The organism is Photobacterium sp. GB-56, from assembly GCF_003026105.1.
Lineage (GTDB): Bacteria > Pseudomonadota > Gammaproteobacteria > Enterobacterales > Vibrionaceae > Photobacterium.
The window spans coordinates 82,294-90,663 of sequence record NZ_PYNW01000017.1; the positions used below are offsets into that span (position 1 = coordinate 82,294).

An 8,370-nucleotide genomic window follows, 5' to 3' on the forward strand; every position below is an offset into this window, starting at 1 on the left:
TTTTTGTTTATTTTTATAATCATTTAAAGCAGTGTTCTATCGCCTTGCTCAGTGAAAATAAAATTAACGCCTAGTTTATTATCTGCATTGAGTTCTTGTTCGATAACGGTTTGTGGATTCGTGCCTTTCTTTAAGCTGTGTTTAATGTGTGTGATGATCACATTAAGATCTTTTAATGGTTGTTCACCACCAACATAGCTTGCCAATGAATCTAATTCTGCGAGTAACCATTTTGGTGTTAAGTGACCAAATAGTAATTTATCTGGTGTGCTATTGCTAAAAGAAGTCTCAATGAAGATCCCTTTTAGTTTCTTTTGCTGAATATACGGTGCAATCTGTTGCCAAATAGTATCTAACGCCGTGCTTTTTTCGACCGCGTCAGGACCAGTATCCCCTAAATAAATGACCACTTCGTTGGCGACATTTTTAAATAAGAATGCGGTAGATTCTGCGCCTGAATGACTTAATGGAAAGGCTTTTACTTTTAATTCGGTATTGGCAACGGGTAACCACTGGTTGATAGTCAGTGGTGCTAACTCATATTTGCCGAGTTTAAAGCCTTCACCTTGGCTCGTAAAATTAGGCCATGCCTTCCAATTAAAATAATCTTGGCTGATAGTTTGATGAACAGACGGAAGGGCATAAATAGGTTTATTGCTGTCATCTGGCGAAGCAATAATAAGTCCTGCAATATGATCAAGGTGGGCATGACTAATAAAGTAGCCCTGAATTTTCTGGGTTAGGATATAACCTTCTTGGGTGTAAGGGCTGGATATCGGTGCCATCATGTCATTGAATGCATCTTTATTGGTCGCAGCGATAAGCCCATTGACAATGCTACCAGCATCTAAGGTTATGTAATTGTTGTCAGTGTTTGATTTCAGCATAAATGCGGTCAGGTTGCCGTCTTGGATCCCACCTTTAGCGCCAAGTGTAATAACATCAAACCCAGCAAAACTGAATGATGAATAGCAACACAGTGCAGCCATAATTAAATGTTTGTTCATAAAAATCCATACTGATAAGAAATGGTTTTAGTGCTGATAAACGCTAAAACGTAACTTGAAAGAGTCCTAATACAGCGAGATATATACAAAATACACGGTTGGGAGCAAAGTAATTTTTATAAGAAGTGAGAGATAGCTGAAATAAAATATAGTCTAATAAATAATTAGGCTGATTAGTGAGGAAATGATTACAACGTGTTAAAGGAATTGCATTGACGAGGATCGTCAGTTTATAGCCTTTTCTTAAACTATTTAATACGTTGTGCAGAGGTGCGATGTGTAAAACCGTCAAGTTGAACGGCATGGCCTGCCATTTATGCACAAGTGTGAAGAATGGGGAGTATTCAATGATGGTGGAAGGTAAAAGAAGACAGCCTAATTAGGTTGGGCTGTCCATTGATGCTACTGCTACTGCTACTGCTACTGCTACTGCTGCTGCGCGCGCTGAAGCACTTCGATGATGGGGGTAGCTTTATTTAAGGCGCGAATATCGGTAAATAATAATTTCGCTTGGGGGTACTCATGACGTAGGTAAGAGAACCATTGCTTTACCCTATTAGGGTAGTAAAGCCCTTTATCTCCTTTGATCTCAAATTGAGAGTAAGTTAATAATAAAGAGAGTACTTCTTCCCAACTCATATGCGCTTGGTTATGTTTTACGACATTGCCTAAATTTGGCAAATTAAGCGCGCCGCGACAGACCATTAATGCATCTGTATTGGTGGCAGATAGGCATGCTTGACCATCCTGATAATTCCAGACTTCGCCATTAGCAATAATTGGGATAGTGACACTTTGTTTAAGCTGCTTAATATAATCCCATTTAATCGTCTCTGCACGGTAACCATCTTCTTTAGTACGCGCATGGACCACCATTTCATCTGCGCCGGCTTGGGCAATAGCATCTGCAATTTCAAAACATTGGGCAGGATCATCCCAGCCTAAACGTACTTTTGCCGTTAAAGGCTTAATGGGATTGACAGCAGCGCGACAAGCTTTAACTATTTGATAAATACGCTCTGGCTCTTTTAGCAAAACAGCACCACCACGACTTTTATTGACCGCTTTTGCTGGACAACCAAAGTTAATATCAACACCTGCAGAGCCTAGTGAACATGCACGCTGCGCATTTTCAGCCATCCAGTTAGGATCTTGTCCTAAAATTTGTACCCGCACAGGGGTACCTGAGCGTGTTTTTCCACCTTGACGTAACTCGGGACATAGACGATAGAAAACACTGCTAGGCAATAGGCTATCAATGACACGGACAAATTCAGTGACACAAAGATCGTAGTCATTAATTTCAGTCAGCATCTCACGCATTAAATGGTCTAAGACGCCTTCCATCGGGCCTAAAATAACTCGCATAGTGGTTATAGCTCTGCTCGGTAATTACATATAAGGGGCAAGATTCTAGTGCGAGAGGGTTAATTTGTCACCATTGATTTTAAATAGTGCGGAGTTGATGACCCGAAACAATGGTTTTTTGCTCAAGTTGATGTTGTTGACAAGATAGCGCCATTTTCACCATGCTACGTGCCACGCACTCAGCTGGTATTGGGGAGAAATGCTTTAGGGGACCGACAACCAATGGATTGATCACATCAAACACGTGTTGTAATAATTGCTCGTCAGTACGCATTTCACTGCGCTCACCTTTTAAAGGGCCTGGTCGAATAAAAATACAGTGTTCAAATCCCATCTTAGTGATTGCTTGCTCCATTTTTCCTTTGCAGCGTAAGTAGTGGGAAGGAGAGCGGCTTGATGCACCAAGACTGGATACGACAATAATGTGTCTAACGCCCAGATTTTTCATTGTGGTGGCGACATCTTTTACCAAATCGAGATCAACTGCTGCAAGTGCCGATTTACTGCCCGCCTTACGTTTTGTCGTACCTAAACAAATGAAGCCATATTGCGGCTGAGGCGTTTCGTGCTCCCAGTTATTTATTCGAAGGAGCGGATCAATGATTTGGTGTAATTTACTGCTGTGAAACGGTAAATCACGACGAGACAGAGCATAAATATGTTTAAATTTTTTATTGGCAAGTAACTGGTGTAAGAGTTCATCTCCAACTAAACCACTCGCGCCAGCAATGATTGCATTTAAATCGTGATTATCCATGGCTATTCCCATCGCATAGATTATAAATGATGACATTTATCTGTAATTAAACAGAATATATGTTTAATTTCGCTGAACTGCATCAAATATCAAGTAATTAGCATAATAAATTTTTAATCAGCACGACTTACATTGTTATCAGAAACAATCAATATTGCGATTTATTCTACTCAATAAGTGATGATATGAAGTTAAAGGATGAGTTCAGGTATAATGGCGATAGAAACTTTTATTGGAAATTATCATGAATACATTAATGACACTCCCAACTGGCTGGGATGGCATGTCTGCTCCTTTTATTGAAGGCGCGTTATTTGCTGCAAATGCAAACCCGAAACCTATGGAGCCAGAGATTTGGTTACCTGTGTTATTAACTGGTGTTGTCACAGAAGATAATGATATAGCGCTTTCAGAAACCGATAAAGTTGCCGTATTAAACCACTTTGAAATGCAGTATCGCACAGTAAAAGCGGGTGAATACCAATTACCGGTAGAGCTTAAATGGCAAGAAAGTGGTGATACAAATGAGGCACTTTCACAGTTTGCTCAAGGCTTTTTAGCTGTTTGGTATTACATTGAACCAAACTGGGAAGAGATGTCGATTTCAGATGGCACAATGCGTATGTTATCAGCATTACTGACAACGCTAATGTTATGTGTTGATGAAGCGGGTACTCTGGAACAGATGGAGCAAGCGGGCGTAACAGGAATGCCTGCACCAAGTGAGCTTTATTCGCAACTACCATTGATGCTAACTGAAGTAATGATGGCTGCGGATCAACTTCAAATTGGCGCAGGAGCACAAGCGATTAACCCTTATAAAAATATTGGTCGTAATGATCCTTGCCCATGTGATAGCGGTAAGAAATTCAAACAGTGCTGCGGTAAGTCACATTAATGCAAAAGCTTAAAACAATCGTTGTTGTTGCGGGAGTGATTGAGAAAGAAGGTAAGTACCTACTTGCTCAGCGATTAGATAATGCGAGCCAAGGTGGTTTATGGGAATTTCCTGGCGGTAAAGTTGAAGTGGGGGAATTACCAGAGTACGCATTAGAGCGTGAGCTTATGGAAGAGTTAGCGATCACGACTAAAACACAACAATGGTTGGCTGATAGCGTGTTTGATTACGGTGATAAAATCATTGAATTAAAAGGTTATTTAACTCGATGGTGTGAAGGCGATATTGTATTAAATACGCATCAAGCAATGGTATGGGTGAGTTTAAACGAATTTAAACGTTATCCATTATGTCCTGCTGATTACCCTATTCTAACCGCCTTAGAACAACATGTATTAACGAAGTAACGACTAACAAAAAAGCGAAGCCTAAATTGTTAGTCTTCGCTTTTTCTGTCTTATTTATTCGCTTCGAACTTAAGCTGATTTCTTACCGAAGAGCTGCGCGATAACCATGACAGCCCAAACAATGAGGTTTCCAGCAAAAATAACAACCAACCATTGTGGCATCGTAAGTGTTAAGAAATGCCAAACAATTTTTGCACAATCACCGTATGCTTCAAACATCCAAGGAGCCCAATGATTTATTGGCGCCCAGCTTGGAAATCGGACGAATAAATCACAGGTTGCAAATGGTGATGGGTTTAACTGAAAACCCACATGTTGATAGGCCAATACAACACCACGGTATGCACAATATCCCCAACCGGCTAAACCAATCCAACGGAAAAAGGCATTTTGAGGGGCGAGAAGACCAACAAGAGCGGCAAAACCGATCCCCATCATCGCGACACGTTCATAAACACACATCACACACGGTGCAAGGTTCATTACATGTTGAAAGAATAGGGCACAACCTTCAAAGGTAACAATAGAAAGAAGTAGTAGCAGCCATGCTAAACGTGATTTTGAAAAGGTATTGAGGTATTGCATCATCGATACTCTACGTACTAATTAAGATAAAAGAAAACCCTGAACTATCAGGGTTTTCATATACGTTATGACACTAATCTAACACCAATATTCAATCATAGCTTTATAGAGAAGTAAATCATCTGTCAATTTCGCTATTGTGAATTAGTGAGCAAGTGCAGGTATTGTTGCGGCAGCTGATGATGCATCAGTGATCCAGCCCATGGTATAGAACCAATCTGTCATAGGAACTAGCATTAGCTCAATGCCGGCTAAACCTACGGATGCAAGAACAATAGTGTAAGGTAACGCCATGTATACCATACGACCGTAAGAAAGACGGATAAGTGGTGCAATAGCAGAGGTTAAAGCAAACAGGAATGCCGCTTGACCATTTGGCGTTGCTACTGATGGTAAGTTAGTACCTGTATTGATAGCAACGGCTAACATATCAAACTGACTACGGTTAATAACACCGTTTGTTAGCGCGGTTTTTACTTCGTTAATATATACCGTACCAACGAATACATTGTCTGAAACCATCGATAGCAAGCCATTCGCAATGTAGAACATAGTAAGCTGTGAACTACCTTCAAGGCTTAACACCCAATGAATAATAGGTGCGAATAGCTGTTGATCAATGATGACTGCAACGACAGAGAAGAACACAGCAAGTAGTGCGGTAAAGGGCAGTGCTTCTTCAAATGCTTTACCCAAAGCGTGCTCTTCGGTGATCCCAGTAAACGATGTTGCCAAAATAATAACGGTTAAACCGATTAAACCCACCGCAGCCAAGTGCATTGCAAGGCCGATAATTAACCATACTGCTATTGCCGCTTGAATAATCAATTTCGCGTAGTCAAGGTTAGTACGTGATTTACGTTCTTCATTATCAAAGTCGACTAAGATTTGGCGAACATTTTCAGGTAATTCAGCACCATAGCCACAAATTTTAAATTTCTCAACCAGTGCACAGGTTAACAAGCCACAGAAAAAGACAGGGACAGTAACGGGCGCCATACGAATAATAAACTCACCAAAATCCCATCCGGCTTGATCGGCAATAATTAAGTTTTGTGGTTCACCCACCATTGTCATTACGCCACCTAGCGCGGTACCTACACCAGCATGCATTAGCAAACTACGTAGGAAAGCGCGGTAGTTTTCTAAGTCATCGCGGCTGAGCTCTGGAACGTGATTATCATTGGTATGATCATGATTAGAATGAGGATCTTGCCCTGAAGCAACCTTATGATAAATGCTGTAGAAACCTACCGTTACACTGATAACAACCGCAATAACGGTTAGAGCATCAAGGAAAGCGGAAAGAAAAGCGGCCATCACACAAAAAGCGAGAGAAAGTAAAATTTTAGAGCGGATGCCGATTAATATTTTAGTAAACATGAACAACAAAAGCTGTTTCATGAAGTAGATACCCGCGACCATAAAGACCAGTAAGAGTAAAACTTCAATATTTGCAACAAGTTCATGTTTTACTTGATCTGGGCTTGTCATTCCAATAGCAACAGCTTCTATTGCCAATAACCCACCAGGTTGTAATGGGTAACACTTTAATGCCATTGCGAGAGTAAAGATGAATTCAATTACTAACAACCAGCCAGCAACAAACGGATCAATAAGAAAAAAGACAATAGGGTTAATGATCAAAAAAGTAATGATTGCAATTTTGTACCAGTCAGGTGCCTTACCCAAAAAATTTTTGATAAAGGCATTCCCTAGCGATATAGCCATGTGTTGGATCTCTTTATTATTAGCGCAAAATAGTATGGATCTGATGTTGGCTAAATGCCTTGATTGATCAATCAGCAGGGTAATCAGTCGCTTCTTGCAAAAGATTAATGGTCGAGATTGAGGTATCAAAGTTAAACAAGAATATGGTTCTCGGATGTTTTAACTTTCTTAGGCAGCAGCTTCCATTCGCTCCCAGTTCATCTTTATATAACTCTACCGTTTAAGAGGTATTAGTCAATAAGTTAAACAATAATGCAATTATTTCGTTACATTTTCATCTTGAAATGGGAGTTGAATATGTCAGTGTTATAAACCGCACAGTATACAGAAAATATGACTGGAATTGTTAGATGCATTCAAATTCCCTTTTTTTTAGTGATCAGTTTAACAATATCGTTGTATTTTTATACTTCTCTTTCATGTTCATGTCAGAGTTAATAGTGAGGTTTCTTCTAATAAGAAACTAGTGGTATGATGAGTGCAATTATAAAAGTGCATGAAGCGAACTGGATTTTACTTAGATGGTCATTAAGGCAGATAGCCCAGCGACATTTGCTGAGAAATATATTATTGAAAGCATTTGGAATAATCACTTTCCTCAGGGGTCGATTCTTCCTGCTGAGCGTGAACTTTCAGAGTTAATTGGCGTAACTCGAACAACATTACGTGAAGTATTGCAGCGTTTAGCACGTGATGGATGGTTAACCATCCAACATGGTAAGCCAACACGTGTTAATAACTACATGGATACTTCAGGTTTAAATATCCTTGATACCTTAGTGACACTAGATGGGCAGGATGTTCAACGAGTATTAACCGATCTTCTTGCTGCTCGAACTGACATTAGTAGCGTATTTATGCGTTATGCTGTAAGAGGTAATGCAGAAGAATCAAGTCTTCTAATTCAGCATGTCATTGACTCAGTTGAAAGACTTCGAAAAGCATCAAGCTTTGCTGAGTTTATTGAAAACAGCGATGATCGTATTGATCTTATTCAAGAAGTTAAAAAAATCGTAGATAAATACGGCAAAGATGATCCACAGCTTTGTGAAGAAATTTGTTTAGCTCGTGCGTTCAACTATTATGATTATCGTCTATTCCAAGGTATGGCGGGTAAGTCTGGTAATACACTTTATGTTTTAACTATTAATGGCTTACGTAAAATTTATACGCGTGTTGGTGGTTATTATTTTATGAAGCCAGAAGCATGTGAATTAGCATTAAACTTCTACCGCGACATGAAATCATACTGTGATGAAAATAAACCAGAGCTAGTTGCTGATCGTATTCGTTTATATGGACGTGAAAGTGGTGCGATCTGGTATAGTCACCGTGTTGAAATTTCAAAATATATGTACGAAGAAGAGCAATAATTTAAAATTACTGCGGCGAATATTAGACCAAGTGTTAAGCACTTGGTTTTTTTATGCCTGTATTTCTGCTGTTTAAATCAGTATCTTGATGTAAATAGGAATGCTTGAAGGTGAAACTGTAGTGGTACATTAAATTTGGCCACCTACTCAGAGGTGATATCATCACCTCTTAACATGGATAGGTGACATCATGACAAAACGAACAAGACGATTATTTAGTGCTGAATTTAAATTAGAGGCAGCA

Annotated in this window: 8 protein-coding genes; 3 read left to right on the top strand and 5 right to left on the bottom strand. The window is 39.7% G+C overall.

The genetic code is table 11. The annotated features are described in order from the left end of the window. Window positions 1-23: 23 nt before the first annotated feature. The 3 genes from C9J42_RS18235 to C9J42_RS18245 all read right to left on the bottom strand — a co-directional run bounded on the left by C9J42_RS18235 (window position 24) and on the right by C9J42_RS18245 (window position 3,132). Window positions 24-1,007 (bottom strand): MBL fold metallo-hydrolase, encoded by a 984-nt coding sequence (locus tag C9J42_RS18235; protein ID WP_107206086.1) that lies wholly within the window; start codon window positions 1,005-1,007, stop codon window positions 24-26. Between the two features lie 426 nt (window positions 1,008-1,433). Then, window positions 1,434-2,375: a tRNA dihydrouridine(16) synthase DusC gene (gene dusC / locus C9J42_RS18240; protein ID WP_107206087.1), complete on the bottom strand. Its 942-nt coding sequence runs from the start codon at window positions 2,373-2,375 to the stop codon at window positions 1,434-1,436. 79 nt (window positions 2,376-2,454) lie between these two features. Next, window positions 2,455-3,132, bottom strand: a complete 678-nt coding sequence (locus C9J42_RS18245; protein WP_107206088.1) for an NAD(P)H-binding protein — start codon at window positions 3,130-3,132, stop codon at window positions 2,455-2,457. A gap of 244 nt (window positions 3,133-3,376) precedes the next feature. Between C9J42_RS18245 and C9J42_RS18250 the strand changes: the two genes are divergently transcribed. After that, entirely contained in the window at window positions 3,377-4,030 is a 654-nt protein-coding gene (locus C9J42_RS18250) for an SEC-C metal-binding domain-containing protein (RefSeq protein ID WP_107206089.1), read from the top strand. Continuing rightward, window positions 4,030-4,437, top strand: a complete 408-nt coding sequence (locus C9J42_RS18255; RefSeq protein WP_107206090.1) for a (deoxy)nucleoside triphosphate pyrophosphohydrolase — start codon at window positions 4,030-4,032, stop codon at window positions 4,435-4,437. Before C9J42_RS18250 ends, C9J42_RS18255 begins: the two co-directional genes overlap by 1 nt. Window positions 4,438-4,506: 69 nt before the next feature. Here the strand turns inward: C9J42_RS18255 and dsbB are convergent, their stop codons facing one another. Beyond that, on the bottom strand, window positions 4,507-5,022 hold the full coding sequence (gene dsbB / locus C9J42_RS18260) for a disulfide bond formation protein DsbB (protein WP_107206465.1): 516 nt from the start codon (window positions 5,020-5,022) through the stop codon (window positions 4,507-4,509). Between the two features lie 144 nt (window positions 5,023-5,166). Further along, on the bottom strand, window positions 5,167-6,753 hold the full coding sequence (gene nhaB, locus C9J42_RS18265; protein WP_107206091.1) for a Na(+)/H(+) antiporter NhaB: 1,587 nt from the start codon (window positions 6,751-6,753) through the stop codon (window positions 5,167-5,169). A gap of 521 nt (window positions 6,754-7,274) precedes the next feature. Between nhaB and fadR the strand changes: the two genes are divergently transcribed. Then, complete coding sequence (gene fadR / locus C9J42_RS18270) at window positions 7,275-8,126, top strand: fatty acid metabolism transcriptional regulator FadR (RefSeq protein WP_045084018.1); 852 nt, start codon at window positions 7,275-7,277, stop codon at window positions 8,124-8,126. Window positions 8,127-8,370 lie beyond the last annotated feature (244 nt).